22 protein-coding genes are annotated in these 18,845 nt (G+C 69.0%); 8 read left to right on the forward strand and 14 right to left on the reverse strand.

The annotated features are described in order from the left end of the window. Window positions 1-15: 15 nt before the first annotated feature. A complete protein-coding gene (locus tag K8O92_12680; GenBank protein ID UAK34615.1) occupies window positions 16-1,170 on the forward strand; it encodes an epoxide hydrolase in 1,155 nt (384 codons plus the stop codon). On the opposite strand, the gene K8O92_12685 is transcribed toward K8O92_12680, so the two are convergent. The 4 genes from K8O92_12685 to K8O92_12700 all read right to left on the reverse strand — a co-directional run bounded on the left by K8O92_12685 (window position 1,162) and on the right by K8O92_12700 (window position 6,252). Next, window positions 1,162-3,279: a 5-oxoprolinase/urea amidolyase family protein gene (locus K8O92_12685; GenBank protein ID UAK34616.1), complete on the reverse strand. Its 2,118-nt coding sequence runs from the start codon at window positions 3,277-3,279 to the stop codon at window positions 1,162-1,164. The genes K8O92_12680 and K8O92_12685 overlap by 9 nt on opposite strands. Next, on the reverse strand, window positions 3,276-3,896 hold the full coding sequence (locus K8O92_12690; protein UAK34617.1) for an urea carboxylase-associated family protein: 621 nt from the start codon (window positions 3,894-3,896) through the stop codon (window positions 3,276-3,278). Before K8O92_12690 ends, K8O92_12685 begins: the two co-directional genes overlap by 4 nt. Beyond that, complete coding sequence (locus K8O92_12695) at window positions 3,893-4,645, reverse strand: DUF1989 domain-containing protein (protein UAK34618.1); 753 nt, start codon at window positions 4,643-4,645, stop codon at window positions 3,893-3,895. The genes K8O92_12690 and K8O92_12695 overlap by 4 nt, the downstream gene beginning before the upstream one ends. A gap of 71 nt (window positions 4,646-4,716) precedes the next feature. After that, entirely contained in the window at window positions 4,717-6,252 is a 1,536-nt protein-coding gene (locus K8O92_12700; GenBank protein ID UAK34619.1) for an amino acid permease, read from the reverse strand. A 130-nt stretch (window positions 6,253-6,382) separates the two neighbouring features. Here K8O92_12700 and K8O92_12705 point away from each other — a divergent pair, with 130 nt between their 5' ends. Further along, complete coding sequence (locus K8O92_12705) at window positions 6,383-7,138, forward strand: TetR/AcrR family transcriptional regulator (protein UAK34620.1); 756 nt, start codon at window positions 6,383-6,385, stop codon at window positions 7,136-7,138. 3 nt (window positions 7,139-7,141) lie between these two features. Here K8O92_12705 and K8O92_12710 read toward each other — a convergent pair whose 3' ends face one another. The 7 genes from K8O92_12710 to K8O92_12740 form a co-directional block, all read right to left on the reverse strand. Then, entirely contained in the window at window positions 7,142-8,500 is a 1,359-nt protein-coding gene (locus K8O92_12710) for a TerD domain-containing protein (GenBank protein ID UAK35659.1), read from the reverse strand. 76 nt (window positions 8,501-8,576) lie between these two features. Further along, the gene (locus tag K8O92_12715) at window positions 8,577-9,107 is read right to left on the reverse strand and encodes a hypothetical protein (protein ID UAK34621.1); all 531 of its coding nucleotides are present in this window, start codon (window positions 9,105-9,107) and stop codon (window positions 8,577-8,579) included. Between the two features lie 102 nt (window positions 9,108-9,209). Further along, the gene (locus K8O92_12720) at window positions 9,210-10,010 is read right to left on the reverse strand and encodes a bacteriocin family protein (protein ID UAK34622.1); all 801 of its coding nucleotides are present in this window, start codon (window positions 10,008-10,010) and stop codon (window positions 9,210-9,212) included. Further along, complete coding sequence (locus K8O92_12725) at window positions 10,007-11,095, reverse strand: Dyp-type peroxidase (protein ID UAK34623.1); 1,089 nt, start codon at window positions 11,093-11,095, stop codon at window positions 10,007-10,009. Before K8O92_12725 ends, K8O92_12720 begins: the two co-directional genes overlap by 4 nt. 54 nt (window positions 11,096-11,149) lie before the next feature. Then, complete coding sequence (locus K8O92_12730) at window positions 11,150-11,476, reverse strand: cupin domain-containing protein (protein ID UAK34624.1); 327 nt, start codon at window positions 11,474-11,476, stop codon at window positions 11,150-11,152. 197 nt (window positions 11,477-11,673) lie between these two features. Beyond that, window positions 11,674-12,174 carry a dihydrofolate reductase gene (locus K8O92_12735; GenBank protein UAK34625.1) on the reverse strand — a complete coding sequence of 167 codons (501 nt, stop codon included), beginning with the start codon at window positions 12,172-12,174 and terminating at the stop codon, window positions 11,674-11,676. Continuing rightward, window positions 12,171-12,998 (reverse strand): thymidylate synthase, encoded by an 828-nt coding sequence (locus K8O92_12740; protein UAK34626.1) that lies wholly within the window; start codon window positions 12,996-12,998, stop codon window positions 12,171-12,173. Before K8O92_12740 ends, K8O92_12735 begins: the two co-directional genes overlap by 4 nt. A 109-nt stretch (window positions 12,999-13,107) precedes the next feature. Between K8O92_12740 and cobF the strand changes: the two genes are divergently transcribed. The 4 genes from cobF to K8O92_12760 all read left to right on the forward strand — a co-directional run bounded on the left by cobF (window position 13,108) and on the right by K8O92_12760 (window position 14,964). Further along, the gene (gene cobF, locus K8O92_12745; protein ID UAK34627.1) at window positions 13,108-13,848 is read left to right on the forward strand and encodes a precorrin-6A synthase (deacetylating); all 741 of its coding nucleotides are present in this window, start codon (window positions 13,108-13,110) and stop codon (window positions 13,846-13,848) included. Window positions 13,849-13,980: 132 nt separating this feature from the next. Next, complete coding sequence (locus K8O92_12750; protein UAK34628.1) at window positions 13,981-14,280, forward strand: hypothetical protein; 300 nt, start codon at window positions 13,981-13,983, stop codon at window positions 14,278-14,280. Window positions 14,281-14,383: 103 nt separating this feature from the next. After that, window positions 14,384-14,638: a hypothetical protein gene (locus tag K8O92_12755; GenBank protein ID UAK34629.1), complete on the forward strand. Its 255-nt coding sequence runs from the start codon at window positions 14,384-14,386 to the stop codon at window positions 14,636-14,638. A 26-nt stretch (window positions 14,639-14,664) separates the two neighbouring features. Continuing rightward, window positions 14,665-14,964 carry a hypothetical protein gene (locus K8O92_12760; protein UAK35660.1) on the forward strand — a complete coding sequence of 100 codons (300 nt, stop codon included), beginning with the start codon at window positions 14,665-14,667 and terminating at the stop codon, window positions 14,962-14,964. A gap of 11 nt (window positions 14,965-14,975) precedes the next feature. Here the strand turns inward: K8O92_12760 and K8O92_12765 are convergent, their stop codons facing one another. The 3 genes from K8O92_12765 to K8O92_12775 all read right to left on the reverse strand — a co-directional run bounded on the left by K8O92_12765 (window position 14,976) and on the right by K8O92_12775 (window position 16,128). Further along, window positions 14,976-15,488 (reverse strand): hypothetical protein, encoded by a 513-nt coding sequence (locus K8O92_12765; GenBank protein ID UAK34630.1) that lies wholly within the window; start codon window positions 15,486-15,488, stop codon window positions 14,976-14,978. Between the two features lie 161 nt (window positions 15,489-15,649). After that, the gene (locus tag K8O92_12770; protein UAK34631.1) at window positions 15,650-15,817 is read right to left on the reverse strand and encodes a hypothetical protein; all 168 of its coding nucleotides are present in this window, start codon (window positions 15,815-15,817) and stop codon (window positions 15,650-15,652) included. After that, window positions 15,814-16,128 carry a hypothetical protein gene (locus K8O92_12775; protein UAK34632.1) on the reverse strand — a complete coding sequence of 105 codons (315 nt, stop codon included), beginning with the start codon at window positions 16,126-16,128 and terminating at the stop codon, window positions 15,814-15,816. Before K8O92_12775 ends, K8O92_12770 begins: the two co-directional genes overlap by 4 nt. Before the next feature lie 238 nt (window positions 16,129-16,366). On the opposite strand from K8O92_12775, the gene K8O92_12780 reads away from it, so the two are divergent. Together K8O92_12780 and K8O92_12785 are read left to right on the forward strand one after the other, a co-directional pair. Beyond that, window positions 16,367-17,539 carry a helix-turn-helix domain-containing protein gene (locus tag K8O92_12780; protein UAK34633.1) on the forward strand — a complete coding sequence of 391 codons (1,173 nt, stop codon included), beginning with the start codon at window positions 16,367-16,369 and terminating at the stop codon, window positions 17,537-17,539. 431 nt (window positions 17,540-17,970) lie between these two features. After that, the gene (locus K8O92_12785) at window positions 17,971-18,840 is read left to right on the forward strand and encodes an Fpg/Nei family DNA glycosylase (protein ID UAK34634.1); all 870 of its coding nucleotides are present in this window, start codon (window positions 17,971-17,973) and stop codon (window positions 18,838-18,840) included. Window positions 18,841-18,845: the final 5 nt, after the last annotated feature.

An 18,845-nucleotide genomic window follows, 5' to 3' on the forward strand; every position in this document is an offset into this window, starting at 1 on the left:
TATAACGTCGAAGGCATGAGCAACGAGATCAAGCCGTTCCGTATCGACATCCCCCAGCAGCAGCTCGACGACCTGCGTTCTCGTCTCGACGCCACCCGCTGGCCCGCCGCACTGCCCGGCGACGGCTGGGACACCGGCGTGCCGACCGTCTGGCTGCGCGAGCTGGTCGAGTACTGGCGCACCGAATACGACTGGCGCGCAGCCGAAGCGCGGCTCAACGAATATCCGCAGTACACGACGGAGATCGACGGGCAGACCATCCACTTCCTGCATGTCCGCTCACCCGAGACCGGCGCGCTGCCGCTGCTGCTGACGCACGGCTGGCCGGGTTCGGTGGCGGAATTCCTCGACGTCATCGGACCTCTGACCGATCCGAGCGCGCACGGTGGCGATCCGTCCGACGCGTTCCATCTGGTCATCCCGTCGCTGCCGGGATTCGGATTCTCCGGGCCGGTCGCCGAGGCAGGGTGGACGATCGATCGGATCGCCGCGGCGTGGGCCGAGCTCATGCGCAGACTGGGCTACGAGCGCTATGGCGTGCAGGGCGGCGACATCGGAGCGGCGGTGAGCCCGCAGGTCGGCCGGACGGCGCCGGGCCAGGTGATCGGCGTGCACGTCAACGGAGGGCCCGGCCCGCACCCGCCGCTGCCGCTCGCGGAGGAGGAGCTGGCGAGCCTCACCGACCTGGAACGCGACCGCATCGGGCGGATCGAGGCATTCATGCAAGAGGAGTTCGGCTACATCGCCATCCAATCCACGCGCCCGCAGGCGCTGGCATACGGACTGATCGATTCGCCGGTGGGGCAACTGGCCTGGATCATGGACAAGTTCCGGGAGTGGACGCATCCGCGCGGCGTCGAGCCGGACAAGATCCTCGACCGGGATCGGCTGCTGACCAACGCGATGCTCTACTGGCTCACCGGAACCGCGGGCTCGTCGGCCTATGTCGGCTACGCCCAGGAATCGCCGTGGGGCGAGCCGGCGCAGAACTCCGGCGTGCCGACGGCAGCCCTGGTCTTCGCGCACGACGTCGGCATCCGCCGCTACGCCGAGACCGAGAACACCATCACGCGGTGGACCGACGTCGATCGCGGCGGCCACTTCGCCGCGATGGAGGAACCCCAGCTGCTCACCACCGACATCCGCGAGTTCTTCCGGGACCTACGCTGAACCGTCGGTCCGCACCTCGCTCGAAAGGACGGCGTGGCGACGGCTACCGACCGTCGCGGTGAGCTCGCCCGCAGATCGCCAGGAATTCCGTTCCGCGTCGAAGGCTTGCGCCTGCTTCGCGCGGAAGGCCTCGATGGACGCGGCGTTGTCGGCGAGGAACGCCCGGTAGTCCGCCAGCCGGAATTCTCCGCCCTCGGCTCGAACACGGACGTTGCCCGCGGAGAAATCGGCGCGCATGTCGAGCAGTTCCTCCGCTTCGACGGGATACCAGCGGATCCGATCGAAATAACGCAATAGCCAGGGCGTTTCGGCTCCTGAAGCGGTGCGGTCGGCGCCGGGCGCAATCGCGGGCGCGCCGCAGGCTCGGTGATTCCACACCTGCGTGGTACGGCCGACGAACTGGTAGCCCCCCGGCCCCTCCATGCCGTAGACACACAGGTAGGCGCCGCCGATGCCCACGGCGTTCTCCGGGGTCCAGGTGCGAGCGGGATTGTATTTCGTGGTGACCAGCCGGTGCCGGGGATCGGTGGGGGTGGCGACCGGCGCGCCGAGGTAGACGTCGCCGAGGCCCAGCACCAGGTACTCGGCTCCGAACACGGTGTCGTAGACCTCGGAGACGGAAGCCAAGCCGTTCATGCGGCGGATGAACTCGATGTTCCACGGGCACCAAGGCGCATCGGCGCGCACGCCGCGCATGTAGCGGGTGATCGCCTCGCGCGTGGACGGGTCGTCCCAGGACAGCGGCAGATGGACGACCCGGCTGGGCACGACGAGCTGATCGGAGGCGGGCAGCTGGGTCTCGGCTTCGGCGAGCAGGTCCAGCAGCGCGGGCACGGACAAGACGTGCGGATCGACCCGAATCTGCAGTGAACGAATGCCGGGGGTCAGCTCGGTCACGCCGCGCACCCCGGCGGCGAGCAGGTGCTGATGCAGGGCGTGCACACGGGCGCGCAGGCCCAGATCCAACGTCATGGCGCCGTATTCGACCAGCACTGCGTCGTCGCCCGCGCGGCGGTAGGTCACCGCGGTTTCGTCGTCGACCTCGGCGCGGCGCAGCACGCCGTCGTCACCGTCGCCGCCCGCCGACAGCACCGTCGGCCACGCGGCGCGGCGCGCGGGCCCGAGTTCCCGGATCGAGGCGGCGCGGTCACCGCGGACCGGAACGAACCGCACGCTGTCGCCCGCGGACAGTTGGCCGAGCTTCCAGCGGTCGGCCGCCACGACGGTGACCGGGCAGACGAAACCGCCGAGACTCGGTCCGTCGGGGCCGAGCAGGATGGGGGTGTCGCCCGTGAAGTCCAACGCGCCCACCGAATACGGGGTGTCGTGAATATTGGACGGGTGCAGGCCCGCCTCGCCGCCGTCGGCGCGGGCCCATTGCGGCTTCGGCCCGATCAGCCGGACACCGGTGCGGTCGGAGTTGAAGTGCACCTCGTAGTCGGTGCCGACGATGGTCTCGAAGTCGGCGCGGGTGAAGAACTCCGGAGCGCCGTGCGGGCCCTCGGTGACCGCGAGTTCCCAGCGCCGGGCCAGCACCGGCTGTTCTTCCATCGGCACGGCAGTCGTGATCCGGCCCCGGTGCGGGGCCAACGGAAGCGATTCACCGGCGCGCAAGGCGCCACCCGTGCCGCCGCCGAACCGGCCGAGTGTGAAGGTCGCCGCGCTGCCGAGGTATCCGGGCACGTCGATTCCGCCCGCGATCAGCACGTAGCAGCGCATGCCCGGTCCGCGCACGATGCCGACGTCCAATACGCCGCCCGCGGGTACGGCCAGCGTGCGCCACTGCGGCACGCGGATGCCGTCCACCGTCACGTCGGTCGGAGCGCCGGTGACGCAAACCCAAGCGGGCGCGGTGAATCGGAGCGCGGGCCCGCCGAGGGTGCATTCCAGTCCGGCGGCGCCTTCGTCGTTGCCGAGCGCTCGATTGCCCAGGCGGAACGACAGATCGTCCATCGGGCCCGACGGTGGCACGCCGATGTGCCAGTACCCGATGCGGCCGGGCCAGTCCTGGACGGTGGTCAGCATGCCGGGCCGAACGACCTCGACCCGGCCGCGCGCCGGGGACGTGGCCGGTACAGCCCCGGCCACCGGTAGTGCGGCGACGGTCATCGCGACACCACCATGCGTACGGGAGTCGGGTCGAAGCCGTTGCAGGGGTTGTTGATCTGCGGACAGTTGGAAACCAGTACCAGCGTGTCGATCTCGGCGCGCAACGTGACCCGCTTGCCCGGCGCGGACAACCCGTCCACGATGCCCAGGGTGCCGTCCGCCTCGACCGGAACGTTCATGAACCAGTTGATGTTCGAGACCAGGTCCCGTTTGCCCAGGCCCCAGCGCAGGGCTTCGGTGAGGAAGTTCTCCACACAGGCGTGCTGGTGGCGGGTGTGGTGGCCGTAGCGCAGCGTGTTGGACTCCTGTGAGCAGGCGCCCGCGATGGTGTCGTGATTGCCCACTTCGTCGGCCACGACCGTCATCAGCGCCGTGCCCGCGTCGGTGCGCAGCACGCTGCCGGTGGTCAGGAAGATGTTGCGCTGGGCGGCCACCGTTGCCTGCGCGCTGTAGCGCTCGCCGTGGTCGGCCGCCGAGTACAGCAGGCAGTCCACCGCTTGGTTGCCGTGCAGATCGATGATCTCCAGGTACTCGCCCGCCCGGATCACGGCCGACCACGGAGCGCGGGCGGGAACGGTCTCGTCGAGCACGACGGTGCGGGCCGCGGTGGAAGTCATGCGGTTACCTCCAGAGTCAGGGCGGCCGTCCAGGCCTGTTCGGTGTTCCGCACGGCACGTCGGTATTCCGGGTCCTCGCCGACCGGGACGGCGAGGTCTTCCGGCGCGGCCCAGGCGACGACGTCGAGGTCTGTCGCGGGCCGATCGTCGAGGGGATGCGCGGTGTTGGCGATCAGCACGGTGACCGGCAGGTGCACGAGCAGATCGACCGAGGAACCGGCGGCGGCGCTGCCGGTCGCGGTGAGCGCTCCGTCCCGCTCCACCCGCACGCCGCGGAAGAACGCGACCGTCGGCCCGATGTCCCGTGGTCGCAGGCCGTGTTTGGCGCCCGCGAGCCGCAGCAGCTCGCGGGCCTGGGTGGTCGGGCCGCAGAGCGCGTCGTGGTGGCCGGAGGTGTCGGCGAGCACGGTGGCCAGGAGGCGGCCCTGGTCCGACAGCAGCGGGTGGCCGCCGCCCAGGTATGCCTGCCACGGCACCTTGAGGGTGTCGGCGACGTTCAAGCGCTCCCACGGTGCTTCGGCGCGCACCAGCAGCAGATGCGCGCAGGCCGCGCCCTCGGGATCGCGGAGACGGACGCGGGTACCGCGGCCGAGGACGACGTTCGCGTAACCGCCCGCGGGAACTCGCTGGGCGAAGGTGATCCTCGAGGTGGTGACCCCGGCGGGCGCGGCGGGCTCCGCGATGGTCGCCGTGGCGGCCTGCGATCGTGCGTGCGCTCGCGCGCCGGAGGTATTCGCGGTGCTTGTCACGGTGAATCCTTTCGAATGCCGGTTGCGGTGTAGGCGGCCGGGTGCGGCGGTACACCGCCGCACCCGATCGATCAGGCGGGTTGCGGTGCGGGCTCGGCGTTCACGACGCCGCGCGACCCGCCGACGACGAAGCGGTGCACCAGCACGCCGACGGTCAGCACCAGCAGCACGAAAAGCGGCGCGGCCCAGCGCATCCACCAACCGCCGCCGTCCGGGGCGTAGACTTCCGTTCGCGGCCAGGCGAGGTTGATCACCATCGCGACGCCCCAGACCACGGCGAGCGCGTTGACCGGAATGCCGAAGCGGCCCAGGCTGAACAGGCGCGCGTCGGTGCCCGCGTCGGGCAGGCCGGTGAACCTGCGGACCAGCAGCGGCACCGTCACCAGCAGATAGGCCAGGTACAGCGTGACGATGCAGACGCTGGCCAGTGTCGCGAACATCGCGGCGTTGCCGAGGTTGAGCACCAGTAGCCCGATGCCGAGCACGCCGATCACCACGGCGGGCAGCGCAGGCGTGCCGTATCGCGGGTGCACGGCGGCGAGCCTGCTCGCGAACGGCAGCTTCCCGTCCCGCGCCATGGAGAACATCAGCCGCGAGCCCGCGGTCTGGATCGCGAGGGTGCACACGGTGACCGCGACCGCGACGCAGCCGAGCAGCACCTTGCCCGCCGGGCTGTCCAACTTCGCGGTGAGCACGTAGGCCAGGCCGTCGGAGGCCAGCGCGCCGTCGGACAGGCTCGGTGCGGCCATCAGCGCGCCGAGCAGCATCAGCCCGCCACCCAGCGCCGAGACCGCCAGCGCCGTGAGAATGGTGCGTGGCGCCACCCTGCGGGGATTCCTGGTCTCCTCGGAAAGCTCACCGGCCGAGTCGAATCCGACCATCACGTATGCCGCCATCAGCCCGGACACCAAGAACGCGGCCCAGTAGGGGCCCGGTGCGGCCTGATCGGTCCGCAACACCACGCCGGGCCCGCGCTCGGCGGTGGTGAAGAACAGCGCGATGATCGCCAGGACGCCGACGATCTCGATGGTGACGCCGATCGAATTGATCCGCGCCATCAGATCGATGCCGACAACGTTGATCAGCGTGGTCACCGCCAGCAGGATGCTGCCGAGCAGCACGGCATTGGTCGCGCCGGACGGCGAGGTCAGCGCGGTGTCGGAGCCGACGAGCTGGAATCCGCTCCAGATCGAGGGCAGTACCACCTGCAGTGCGATCGCCGCCGCGGCGGCCGTGACGATCTGCGCGATGATCATCATCCAGCCCGCGAACCAGCCGACGAGTTCGCCGCCGAGCCGCCGGGACCACTGGTAGATACAGCCCGAGATCGGATAGCGCGCGGCCAGTTCGGCGAAGTTGAGCGCGACGAGGAACTGGCCGGCGAACACGATCGGCCAGGTCCAGAAGAAGGCGGCTCCGCCGAACGAATAGCCGAAGCCGAAGAACTGGAAGATCGTGGTGAGGATGGAGACGAACGAGAACCCGGCCGCGAACGAGGCGTAGCGGCCGAGCTTTCGGTGTAGGACGGGCTGGTAGCCGAACCGGGCGAGGTCGGCGCTGTCACCCGTGAGGTCGGGGGGCGAGGTCGGGGCGAGCGTGGTTGCCATGGGCGGTCCTTCGGCGTGCGACCAATAACTATCAGCCGATAGTTTTGCGGGCGCGATCGCGCTTCCGGTGACCTGCGTGTATCGCTTCTGGTGCGTCCGGTAACTTCTGTGTTGCCGTTATTTCTGTCAAATGACAGAAACCGCACCGCTCGTCGTGCCGAAACGACGCGGACGACTACCGCGTCGGAGCGCGCCCGCGGCTACCTGCCAGAATGAGGCGGTGGCGAACGTGGGTCCCGGACGGCCGCGCGTCGAACAGCGGCGACGACGCGGGCAGACGCCGCGTGCGGAAATCCTCGACGCCGCAGGCGAACTGTTCACCACCCAGGGGTACGCCAACACCTCCACCCGGGCGATCGCCGACGCCGTCGGCATCCGCCAGGCCTCGCTGTATCACCACTTCGCGGCCAAGGACGACATCCTCGACGCCTTGCTCGCCGAAACCGTCGCCGCGCCCATCGAACTGGCGCAGCGGCTGCGCGGCGCGACCGACCCGGCGCCGGTCCGGCTGTACGCGCTGGCCCTGTTCGACGTGCGGCAACTGTGCGCGTCGCGCTGGAACCTGGGGGCGCTGTATCTGCTGCCGGAGCTGCGTACCGAGCGCTTCGCCGCGTTCCGCCTGCGACGCGAGCAGTTGCGCGAGCACTACGAGAATGCGGCCGCGCAGGTGTTGGCCGAAGGCGGTTCGGCGAGTGCGCCCGGCACCGAGTCGCTGCCGTTCCGGTTGGTGGAGACCGTGATCAGCATCCGCTCCGACGAGGGCGCCGCACCCCGGCACGCGGAGCGGACCATTCCGGCGGCGGTGCTGCGCACGCTCGGCTGGCCCGGCGACCTGGATGCGACACGGGCCGCGGCGGTCGTATTGCTGGACCGGTTCGCGGCGTGAGATTCAGGACTTGCCGGTGCCCCGGACCCAGTTCAGTCCCCAACCGTAGGCCTTGTCCACTTCTGTCACGCCCCAGCGCGGACGGTTCGGTGGCGGCGCGACGAAGCGGCCTTCACGACGTACCACCAGTCCCGAACCGGTGTTCTCGATGAGCGCCAGCACCACGTCGCGGGAGCCGTCCGGGCAACCTTCGACGCTCAGCTCGATCGGCGGCGCGGCTGCCGGGTACAGCGTCGCGGTCATCCGGACGCCGCGGAGGTCGGCCGCGCCGTCGTAAAGGGTGGCGAAGACGAGGATCCGGCGGAACTCGGCCGCGTGACCGAGGTCGACCTGGAGATTCTCACCGGCGGGGCCCGCTCCGGAGCGGTCGTCGGTGTCCAGGCGGATGAACGGCGGCCGCTCCAGCGATCCGCGATCGCCGACCGGACGGACGTCGCCCTTGCGTCCATCCAGCAGTTCCCAGAAGCAGCACAGATCCAAATCCAGCGCCCCGCCCTGGCCGGACGTGCCCGAGCCCGCCGCAGCGGTCCAAGTCGAGTTGATCCGCATGACGCCTTGCGCGGTCAACGACACCGAGGGGGAGTCCGTCGTCAGGAAGACAGTGCCGAACGGGTGTGCCGTGGACGCGTTGTGGCCAGGCCACGCCGGCTGCCCTGCCGCTGGCGGGGGCGCGTATGGGTATTGCCCGAGCGGCGTCGTGTGCTGCGCCGCCGCGGGGTGCTGGCCGGGTGCCGCGTGCCGGCCCGGCTCCGGCGGTACCGGCCCGGAGGGTGGCGGTGGCGGCGTGAACTCGTGCGGCGGGGCAGGCGGCGGGGGTGGTGGTGTGTATTCGTGTGGCGCGGCGGGTTCTCCGTCCACGGAGATCCCGTAATCGGTGGCCAGTCCGGCCAAACCGGAGGCATACCCCTGGCCGACTGCGCGGAATTTCCATCCGCCCTGGCGCCGGTACAGCTCACCGAGCACGACGGCGGTCTCGCTCGTCGCGTCGATGCCGTCGAAACGGGCGACTTCCGCTCCGGTGTCGCTGTCCACGACTCGCACGAACAGTCCGTCGAGCAGCCCGACGGCGGCGCCGTCGGTGGATGCCGCGATGACGATGCCCTCGACCTGCGGCTCCACCCGCGCCAACTCCGCGGACAGCACGTCCAGCACGATCGACCCCGAGCGCTTGCCCTCGTGCCGGACGGCGCGGGACGGGTGGACGGGCTGGTTGTAGAAGACGAAATCGCTGTCGGAGCGCACCCTCCCGGACACGACGAGCAGCGCGGAGGCGTCGGCGTCCGGCGCGCCCGCCCCGGCCCGCCAGCCCACTTCGATCCGGACGTCGGAATTCGGCACGGGCACGTTGGCGCCCTTCGGCATGGACACGTCTGTCAACGTAACCGATACCGGCCCACGGCGTCCCGCATCCGCGCGTTCGCCCGAGGGGCCGCGCGCCTCAGTGGGTCGGCGGTGCGATCTGCCAGTGTTCCTGCAGCGCGCCCGCGATCTGCGGAAGCACGGTCACCGGAATCCGCTTGCGCCGCAAGATCGCTCGGATCTCCGTGACCTGATCGCGTTTGCGCAGGTCGTAGGCGCCCGCGACCGGGCCGACCACCGGCGGGATGGACAGCAGAACCAGCTCGCCGTGCGGTTCGTCCACACCGGCCAGGTCCAGCGCCAGCGACCAGCGGGCCCGTTCGTCGAGGGCGAAGCGCCCGGCCACCACCCGGTCCCACGGGATGCTGGAGACCGCCCACGGTTTGCGCCGGTAGATGGCGTGATCGGTGAGCACGATGGCGTCCCTGGTGAACAGCGCGGCCAGCACCGCGACACCGACGACGGTACCGGCCAGCAGGCCGGTGAACACCCGGTTCACCCCGAACGCGGCGACGAACGAGCCGCAGATCGTGACGGTCGCCAGGATGCCGAACACGCTGTAGAGCGCGGCGCGTTGAGTCGGGACCACGCCTGCCCGCACCGTTGTCATCTCACCTACCTGCCTCTGGTGCATTTCCGGCTCACCGTACCGCCTCGTGTACCGGTGCACACCTGGCCGTTTCCCAGATGTGGCCGATGCGGGAAGCGGTGCTCAGACCGTCAGCGGGACCGCGGCCTCGGCGGTGTACACCAGGAACGTCAAGCTCTGCTGGAAGTACAGCTGGATCGACGTGCTGTCGTGCGAGAGGTAGCCGATGGACAGATCCTGGCCGATGCGCAGATCGAAGTCGCCGCCGCGCGTGGTGAGCACGATCGCGCCGTCGATAGCGGGCGCCCAGATGATCTCGCCTTCCGGGATCAGGCGCTCGATGTGCGTGCGGATCATGTGGCCGTGGTCGGAGGTCTCGCTGACCGCCGTGTACAGCTCGGCACTGAGCAGCACCGAGTACGGTCCGTCGACACCGGCCAGCCGCAGGGCGCTCAACGCCTGCGCGATCGCCTCCGGAACCAGCCGGGTGTCGCTGGGCAGCGTGATCGGCTGGTTGGACGAGCTGGCCCGGATACCGGTGATCCGCGCGGCCGGATACCCCTCGAAGATCGCGCGGTCCTCGGCGAACGCGATCTTCTTCGCGGCGTCCTTCACCGGATCCAAGTCGGCGTCCTGGGCGCCGCGCTCGACATTGTCGAGTTCCTCGCGTGAGAGCGTGAACGGCACGCGCAGTTCGACCAGCGGCGCGACCACCCGCTGACGGGCGAAGACACCCGCGCCGGGCGAGTCGATCGGGGTGGTGTGCCCGGTGCCAACCGCGGAGTAGTCGGTGCCGTGCGGGCCGGAGAGATCCACGACGCGCCTGCCCGCGATGTGCCGCTTGAACGTGCGCGTCGCCTCCTCCTCGATGGCCGCCCACGCCTCGGAGGTGATCGGCGCCAGTTCGCGATGGAGGTTGTTCATGACCGGGTGCTCCTTTTCAACGAGCCGATACCGAGGGCGCCGTCGCCCGAGGGCGCGGCGGTGCCGGGCAGATCTGTGCCGGGCAGATCTGTGCCGGGCAGATCTGCGCGACCGGCGCCGTCGGTATCCACGGACACCGCGGGTTCCGCCGTGTCCCACGGCGCCGGCGGCAGATCGTCGAGGAAATCGACGGTGGGTGCGAAGAACGACGTGCCGGTGAGGGCGACGGAGAAATCCAGGATGCGGTCGTAGGCCGCCTCGTCGGTGCCGAGGAACATGCGGGTGAGCATGCGTTCGATGACGCTCGGCGTGGCCGCGTAGGCGATGTAGTAGGTGCCGAACACCCCGTCGCGCACGCTGCCGAAGGGCATGTTGCCGCGCAGGATCTGACGTTCGGTGCCGTCCGGATCGATGAGCGTGTTGACCTCGACGTGCGAGTCGGCGGGCTTGATCTCGTCGGGCAGCTCGAAGTCGTCCAGTTTGGTGCGGCCGATCACGCGCTCCTGCTCCTCGACCGACAGCGCGCGCCAGTCCGCCAGCGGGTGGGTGTACTTCTGCACGATCACGTAGCTGCCGCCGGTGAACTGCGGATCCTCCTCGCCCACCAGCGCGGCCGCGGCGGCCGCGCGGCCCTCCGGGTTCTCGGTGCCGTCCACGAAGCCGAGCAGGTCGCGCTGCTCGAAATAGCGGAAGCCGACGGTCTCGTCCACGATGGTCCCCGCGCCCGCCAGCCGGTCGGCGATGGCCATGGCCAGTTCGAAGCAGGCGTCCTGCACCTCGGACTTGATGTGGAACAGCAAGTCGCCCGGTGTGGCCGGTGCGGTGTGGCGGGCGCCGACGAATCCGGTGAACGGATGCAGTTGCGCGGGCCTCGGTCCGGCGAAGAGGCGGTCCCAGGCGTCGGAGCCGATCGACGTCACGCAGGTCAGGTTCGCGCCGGGCAGGCGGAAGCCCACCGAGCGGCGCAGGCCGGTGATGTCGGCGAGCAGGTCGCGGACGGCTGCCTCGCCACCCTCGTCGATCGTGGCGACAAGGAAGATCGCGGACGGCGTGAGCGGTTCGAGAATCGGCTGCGGCTCACCCATGATCGACACCCTAATGCCCGGCTGCGCCGACCGCCCCGCGGACCCGCGCGGTGGCTACATCGCCACCGTCAGCAGGAACGCGACGTCGTCGATCGCTTTGACGCTGTGGCGCGCCTTGGGAACCACGATCAGGTCGCCCCCGGAGCCCTTCCATTCGTTGGCGCCGCTGATCAGGATCAGTGTGCCGCTGAGCACCAGCAGCGTCGCCTCGCCCATGTTGTCGTGCTCGGCCAGGCTCTGCCCGGCCGTCAGGCCGACCACCGTCTGCCGCAGCGTGTGCGCATGGCCGCCATAGATGGTTTGTGAACTGCGTCCGCTCGAGGCGATGGCGGCCAGCTTCAGTTGCTGGCGCGCTACCGCAGTCAGCGATTTCTTTTCCATGGACCGCCTTTCGCAGATCACCACAGCCGATGCCGGGCTGGTGGCAACGGCTCGAGGCGTGCGGACGGACGAAAGTCCGGCCGCCGTATAACGAGGAGTATGCCCCAGTCGGCTGCCGAGCGGGCCGGGTTTCACCTGGCCCGCTCAGGAGGGCGGCGTTCGCGGCTGCCCACGGCGTGGCGCCGCACGGGATCTCCCTAGGCGGGTCGACTCCGGGTGTAGTGCCGGATCCGGAAGCGCAGTCCAGTGGCCGACGTGCGCCATGGCTCCGGGTCGTCTGGCTGCCATTCCGGTCCGATCGACGGCGCGAAAGCGTCGCCCTCGATGTCGGCGTCGATCTCGGTGACGCGCAGGTCGGTCGCGAAATCCAGCGCGGCGCGGTAGATCTCGCCGCCCCCGGCGACCCAGACGGCGTCCGGGGCGCACCGGTCCAGCGCCTCGGACACCGACGACGCGCGCTCGGCGCCTTCGGCCGACCAGTCGGGCTGCCTGGTCACCACGATATTGCGCCGACCGGCCAGCGGCCGGAACCTCGGCGGCAGCGAATCCCAGGTCCGACGGCCCATCACCACGGGGTGGCCCCAGGTGGCGTCCTTGAACTGCGCCATGTCCTCGGGCAGCCGCCAGGGAATGGTGTTGCGCAGCCCGATCACCCCGTCCAGGGTTTGCGCCCAGATCAGGCCGATCGTGCGACTCACACCGCCACCGTGGCCTTGATGGCCGGATGATGCCGGTAGCCGATTACTTCCACATCCTCGTAGCGGTAGTCGAACAGCGTCGGCGCGGGACGCAGCCGCAGCGCGGGGAACGGATAGGGGTCGCGGCCGAGCTGCTCGGTGACCTGGTCGAGGTGATTGTCGTAGATGTGACAGTCGCCGCCGGTCCAGATGAAGTCACCGGGCGCCAGCTCGGCCTGCTGGGCGACCATGTGGGTGAGCAGGGCGTAGCTGGCGATGTTGAACGGCACGCCCAGGAAGAGGTCGGCGCTGCGCTGGTAGAGCTGGCAGGACAGTTTCCCGTCGGCCACGTAGAACTGGAAGAACGCGTGGCAGGGCGCCAGCGCCATCTTGTCCAGGTCGGCGACGTTCCACGCCGAGACGATGATGCGCCGGGAGTCCGGGTCGGTGCGCAGGGTGTGCAGCACCTGCGAGATCTGGTCGATGTGGGTGCCGTCCGGTGTCGGCCACGACCGCCACTGCACGCCGTAGACCGGGCCCAGTTCGCCGTCGGCGTCGGCCCACTCGTCCCAGATCGAGACGCCGTGTTCGCGCAGCCAGCCGACGTTGGAGTCGCCGCGCAGGAACCACAGCAACTCGTAGACGATCGACTTCAGGTGGACTTTCTTCGTAGTGATCAGCGGAAACCCGGCCGAGAGGTCATAGCGCAGCTGGTGGCCGAAGATGCTGCGGGTTCCCGTGCCGGTGCGATCGGCTTTCTTCGTCCCGGAGGCCAGTACCAGCCGCAGCAGGTCCTCGTACTGGGTGTCGGGGGCGGAAGCCGGATCGAGCGCGTCATGAGCCACGCCTGGCAACTCTAGTCCTCGTGCTCCAGCGCGTTCGGCGAGTCGGCGGCCGCGCCCAGGGCCGCGCCTGGCGACCGTGGTCTCGCGGCGACCTGGCAAGCTCGAGCCCATGCGCAAGCTCTACGTGATCGGCATCGGCGCCGGTGATCCCGACCAGGTCACCGTGCAGGCGATCAAGGCGATGCGGCAGGTCGAGGCGTTCTTCGTCATCGGCAAGGGGGAGGCCAAACGGGAACTGGCCGACGTGCGCACCGCGATCCTGGAGGCGCACATGGACCGGCCGTACCGGATCGTCCCGATCGCCGACCCGCCGCGCGACCGGACGCCCGCCGACTACCTCGACGTGGTCGAGGACTGGCACGATCGCCGGTCGATGCTGCTGGAATCGGCGTTCGCGGCGGTAGACGGCGTCGGCGGCATCCTGGTCTGGGGCGATCCCGCGCTGTACGACAGCACGCTGCGGATGGTCGAGCGGGTGCTCGCCCGTGGCGTGGTCGGCTTCGAGCACGAGGTCGTCCCGGGCATCACCAGCGCGCAGGCGCTGGCCGCGCGGCATCGCATCGTGCTGCACGGAATCGGCGAACCGGTGCGCATCACCACCGGCCGCCGCCTCCGCGAGGAGGGCCTGGGCGAGGAGAACGCGCTGGTGATGCTGGACGGCGACTGCTCGTTCACCGCGATCCCGGACGCGGGCGTGCACATCTGGTGGGGCGCCTACCTCGGTATGCCGGACGAGACGCTGATCGAGGGCCCGCTGCCGCGGGTCCGTGCGGAAATCGTCCGCCGCCGCGCCGAGTTGCGTGACCGCAAGGGCTGGATCATGGACATCTACCTGCTGCGCCGCATCTGACCTGCATGATTCACTCTCCTATCCGGCCCGTGACGATTTGGTGAACGTTATCGAGCGTCCGCGTAGTCGATGACCGGCGAGACCGAGACATAATGCCTGGTGGTGACGGGGCTGCCCTCCTCGTGCCCGAGCATGAGCCGTGCCGCAGGCCACGTCATCCTCGACGCGCACGCACTCAGTGACCGCATCATCAACGGCGAGACCGGACACCTCGGCCGCGCGGCACAGAACCTTGTGCACCACATCAAGCAGGACCCGAACACGACCGTGCTCGCCATCGCACGCGGACAGCACAACGGGTTCCGTATCCACGTGCCCCGCGACATCGCTGAGACGCGAGCACGCTACGCGCAGTGGGCAGACATCAACCGCACCATTCGCGACACCGACACGAGCAGTAACCGTCGCGGCAAGCGCGTCACGCTGATCTGACCCAGGCGGGTATACCCCCTTGGGGGGTACGGAATCTCGCCCGGTAGGCATAGGGCCTGCCTGTCCGTGCAGTGCAACGGGGATTTCCGGAATGAGGTAGGTGGTGGCCCATTTGAAGGATCCGCAGGGTGCCCGGCCGCCTGTCCGTGCGTTCACCCCCGGCGAGTTGGCGCGGATCCGTGAGTTGATCGAGGCGTCCCCTCCCTGCCGTCATCCGTCGCCGGTCGGTGCGGAGTTGGACCGGATCCACGCCGCAGCTGGCCGTCAGCGTGGTTTCAAGCTGTGGGAGCTGGACGCGGTGCGCGATATCGATGCTGCGTTCGCCGAGGAGATTTCCGAACGTAGGTGGAGCGAATGAAGCCGTCTTCCGTTCTGCGCAAGCGCATGGACGCGGCCCTAGCGCCGGTCCATGAATGGACCGAGCACGAGTTGGAATACCCCACGCTCGCTGGGCGCGCGGCCGACCGCGCCGAGATCGTCCAAGACCAGTTGGACGCCGAGCTGTCGCGCGATGAGCCCCGACCGAGCTCGGTGGTGCGGCTGTCGGCGGAGCTGCGCGCACTCGAGCGTGCACAGGTGTATTTGCTGGCTCGGTTGAACCCTGCCGCGGAGGGTGCCGCGAAGTCGGAGCGTCATCAGCGCGCCGCCCTGGTCCGCTGGGACCGCGAGCGCCGTCGTAGCTAGGCGCGCCGCGGTCAGCCGAACATGCCGACGATGATTCCCGTTGCGGTTGTGCCGATGCCGATCAGTGCGACGGTGAGGTCCTTCGTGGCGAGCACGTCGAGTTCCAGCTTGAAGTCTGAGAGAGCGTCCGCGACTGCGTTGTCCACGTCCTGGCGGCTCAGCTTCGGTGCGTTGCGTAACTCGTCGATGCGTTCGTTGGTGCTGCGGATGTCGTCGCGAACTGCCTGGACCTGCTCGCCGAGGTTGCGAAGCTGTACGGCGACCGGCCTATCGGCGTCGACCGCGGGTGATCGTGTGACTACGACAGCCCCCTCGGAGAATGCGAACGCCTGGGCGGCCGTCGCTTGAACCGTGACGTCGCGTCGACCGCTCGAGATCGTCCGAAGGTTGGCCTTCCAGTCGTTGAAGGCTTGAACGATGCCGCGGAGGCGGCCAGATGCCTTGTGCCAGGCATAGGCCAGACCAGCGGCTGTGATCAGCGTTCCGATCAACTCTACAACGTCCCCAACGGTTTTCGCGTCCACGCGGCCACCGTATCGCCTTGCGCCTGGCCTGACTGCCGATCGATCCCGCAACGAAAAACCGGGGTACTCGGTCATGAGTACCCCGGTCCGTCGCTCCCTGCGGCCCCGGCTGTCGTGACGTGACGTAACCGGTGGTCGATCTACCCCTCGCCCCCGTCTGATCATGGACGAAGCATGTTGTGGGCACGCTCGATCGCCTCGTCTTCCAGGATCTCGGCGTGCTCTTCGGGGGTGCGCGGCCAACCGTCCGGGCCGACGTATTGCGGGGTGCCATCGTCAGCAAACCCGCGGAACCGGAGTGCGTCATCGTCCGGCTTGGCTGCGTTCACCGCAGCGCCTTCGCGGGCCTGACGAGACCAGCCTCGACGAGCACCCGGAACGCAGCGGCCTTGCAGTCGCAGCGCTCGGCGTCGCAGCGAATGAGTTTTTGCATGACGATTCGGGCCTGAGCGACAGTAAAGGGCACCACCGGGGCTGGGTGGCAGTCCGATTCGAGGCGATCGGATAGCCCGCCGTCCAAGGTGGGTTCGGGTGCCTTCTCGCCGCGCTCGAGGAACCGGGGCAGGCCGTCGAATATCAGCCAGAGCCCGAACAGAACGGATGCGATGACAACGAGCGTGGTAACGAGTTCATCGGTCATCGGTGACCCCTCGGCGCGTTGTGGTGGTGTGGTCGGCTGAGGGAATTCCTCAGTCGGTTGGGTAGCGCCCGGCGCCGGGGAGTTCGGGGGCTCGACCCGACGCCGGGGCATACCCATACATTCGCGCGATCGTGGGGTTGGAAGTGCCAGTGGAGTAACAGAACTCAGGTGATCGGACGAGAGTCTGTACGCTCGGGCATGAACCAACGTGAACTCTCCCCGTGACGGAGGTCCCGCGGTGACAACGACCGGTGACCGTATCGCCAGCCTGCGCAAACTCGCCGGGCTGAGACAGATACAACTTGCGCAGCGCGCCAAGTACAGCCTGTCGATGGTGCGCGCTGTCGAACAGAACCGCGAACCGGCATCGCCGGGGTTCATCGCCGCAGTCGCATCCGCGCTCGGCGTCGAGCCCGAACACCTGACCGGTGCTCCCTATTACGACCTCCTCGAGGAAGACGGGCCGCTGGAGGGCATCGCCGAACTGCGAGCCGTGTTTGCCGAAGGGCCGTACGTGCAGGCGGTCGAACCGGCGTCGCTCGTCGAGCTCGCCGCCGAGATGGCCGATATAGACCTCGCGTACCGCAACGACAAGGGTCGCGTCGCGCTCGCTCGAATCCCGGTACTGATACGCCAGCTGTACGGCGCGCTACATGCCGCCAGTGAAGCCGACCGTGGCAAGGTGCTCTCGCTACTGTGCGCGGCCCACGTGACCGCCGAACGGCTGTGCAGACGGTTCGGTTTCACCAACCTTGCCCCGTCGGTGCTCGACCGCCTCGAATGGGCCGCCGCCGGTGCCGACGATCCCCTGTATGCGGCACAAGCTAAAATCAAGCGGGCTCGAATCCTCATGTACCACAACACAAATGATGTTGGCCTGCAACTTGTCGAGCAGGGCCTCGACATGATCGAGGGCGACACTGAGGGCGCGAACGCGGTACGCGGGTACGGGCACCTGTGCGGTGCGATCGTCGCCGCCCGCGGAATCCGGCCCGACACTGCGGCAGAGCACCTCGAGGCGGCGCGCGCCCTGTCACCGAAGATGCCGCGCGAGTCCGATATGTACGGCACGCTGTTCGGCCCGGGGAATGTCGGTATCCATGCTTCAGCGGTCGCGCTCGAGTCGGGCGACCCCGACCGCGCGGCCCGGGAAGGTTCAGCGCTGATCTTGCCGCCGGAGATAGCGCCGCCGCGCGCCGGGCACCACTGGCAGGACGTGGCGCGCGCGTGGGTGCTCGTCGGGCATGCCGACAAGGCGCTGCGGGCGCTCGGTGTCGCTCGGGCGGTCGCGCCTCAGCAGACCCGCCTGCATCCATCGGTGCGCGAGACTCTGCACGCCGTTGCCACGGCCGAACGCCGCCGGACGGACAGCCTCGCTAACTTCGCCTCATGGGTTGGGGTCACCCTGTAGGCGTGCCCACAGGTCCCCCCTTCTGGGGGCACATGATGCGCGCGGCCCGGCGCGACCTGACCACGGGCGAATTGGGCCGTCTGGCGCAGAGGGTCGGCGTTGTCCCGGCGTGGACCGTCTACCGGACTATCGCCTGATCAGCGAAGTACTCTCGCGAGCGGCCATCGTTTACCCACCCGACAGGCTGTGACAGTTTTTGTGACGCAATTGAGCGTGTAATGAACAGATGTTCGATCATCTCGGGTGATGTCGACACCAGGCGAGACCATCACTGTCCAGCGGATGCCCATCAGTTGGTGTAACCCGACATCACTCGAGACAAGACGATTGTTGGATCATGGACATCTACCTGCTGCGCCGCAACGGTTGAACCGCCCCGCTCCGGCGCGAGAACCGGCAGGGTGTCGGTGGGGCTGGGTAGTCTGGAGCCCGTGCCAGAGCTACCGGAGGTGGAGGCGTTGGCGCAGTTCCTCCGGGAGCATGCGGTCGCCGCCGTGATCGGCCGTGTCGACGTGGCCGCGCTGAGCGCCGTCAAGACCTTCGAGCCCCCGGTCACCGCGCTGTCGGGTCGCGACGTCACCGGTGCGGCGCGCTGGGGCAAATTCCTCGGGATGGAGTGCGACGGCCTGTGGCTGATCACCCATCTGTCGCGCGGTGGATGGCTGCGCTGGATCGATGAACCGAGTCCGACGCCGCCCAAGCCGGGCGGCAAGAGCCCGCTGGCGTTGCGGGTGCATTTCTTCACCCCCGAAGGAGCGACGCCCGCGTTCGACCTGACCGAGGCGGGCACGAAGAAGCGGCTGGCGGTGTACGTCGTGGCGGACCCGAAAGCCGTGCCGGGCATCGCCCGGCTCGGCCCCGACGCGCTGGAGGTCACCGAGGCGCAGTTCGCCGACATCCTGCAGGGCACCTCGCAGCGGATCAAGACCGCGCTGGTCGACCAGGTGTTGCTGGCGGGCGTCGGCAACGCCTACTCCGACGAGATCCTGCACACCGCGCGGATCTCGCCGTTCGCGAACACGAAGACCCTTCCGGCCGACAAGGTGGCCGAGTTGTACACGGCCATGCGCGCGGTGCTCACCGACGCGGTACGGCGCTCGGTCGGTCAGGACGCCGCCCGTCTCAAGGGCGAGAAGCGCTCCGGCATGCGGGTGCACGCCAGGACCGGGTCACCCTGCCCGGTCTGCGGCGACACGGTCCGCGAGGTCTCCTACGCCGATCGGTCGTTCCAGTACTGCCCCACCTGTCAGACCGGCGGCAAGGTGCTCGCGGACCGGCGGATGTCGCGCCTGTTGAAGTAGCGGTC

The organism is Nocardia asteroides (assembly GCA_019930625.1).
GTDB lineage: Bacteria > Actinomycetota > Actinomycetes > Mycobacteriales > Mycobacteriaceae > Nocardia > Nocardia sputi.